Below are 983 nucleotides of genomic sequence, written 5' to 3' on the forward strand. Positions count from 1 at the left end.
CGACGCTGTCCACCACCGGCAGGCCGGTGTTGAGGCCGACGGTGAGGTCGGTGTCGCCTGGTGCCGAAGCACCGCCGCCGAGAAGGCCGCCAGCCGTATCGGTGACCGTGCCAAGCGGATCGGCGAGGGTGCCGCCGACCGTTTCGATCACCGGCGCGGCGACGCTGCCGACGGTGTCTGTTGCGGCGCCGACCACTGGAGCGACTACTGCGCCAGCGGTGTCGATGACGCCGCCGACGGTGTCGGTGCCAGCGCCAACCGCGGCGGGCACGTCCGCGCCGATGCCGAGGTCGATATCGCCAACCAGGCTTTCCACCGGATCGAGGCTGACGCCGGCATTGACGCCATCCACCACCGGCAGGCCGGTGTCGAGGCCGACGGTGAGGTCGGTGTCGCCAGGCGCCGGAGCGCCGCCGAGAAGGCCGCCGGCCGTATCGGTGACCGTGCCGAGCGGATCGGCAAGAGTACCGCCGACGGTATCAATCACCGGTGTGGCGACCGTGCTGGCCGTGTCCGTGACCCCGCCGACAACGCTGCCGACGGTGCCGGCTGCTGCGCCGAGCGTGTCGCCAGCGGTGTCGATGACGCCGCCGAGGACCGGAGCTGCGACCGAGCCAGCAGTGTCGAGCACCGAGCCAGCGGTATCGATAACGCTTCCGGTCGTGTCGATCGCGCCGCCGACGGTGTCGGTGCCAGCACCAACCGCGGCGGGCACGTCCGCGCCGATGCCGAGATCGATGTCGCCGACGAGGCTTTCAACGGGATCGAGGCTGACGCCCGCACCGACGCCGTCCACCACCGGCAGACCGGTGTCGAGGCCGACGGTGAGGTCGGTATCGCCGGGCGCCGAAGCGCCGCCGCCGAGAAGGCCGCCAGCCGTATCGGTGGCGCCGCCGACAATGCTGCCGACGGTGCCGGCTGCTGCGCCGAGCGTATCACCAGCGGTGTCGATGACGCCGCCGAGGACCGGAGCTGCGACCGAG

At 71.8% G+C, this 983-nt stretch carries 1 pseudogene; it reads right to left on the minus strand.

The features are described from left to right. Window positions 1–983, minus strand: a pseudogene (locus C0R46_RS20585) (hypothetical protein); the annotation flags it as partial.

The organism is Mangrovicella endophytica (genome assembly GCF_002893625.1).
Classification (GTDB): Bacteria; Pseudomonadota; Alphaproteobacteria; order Rhizobiales; family Rhizobiaceae; genus Mangrovicella; species Mangrovicella endophytica.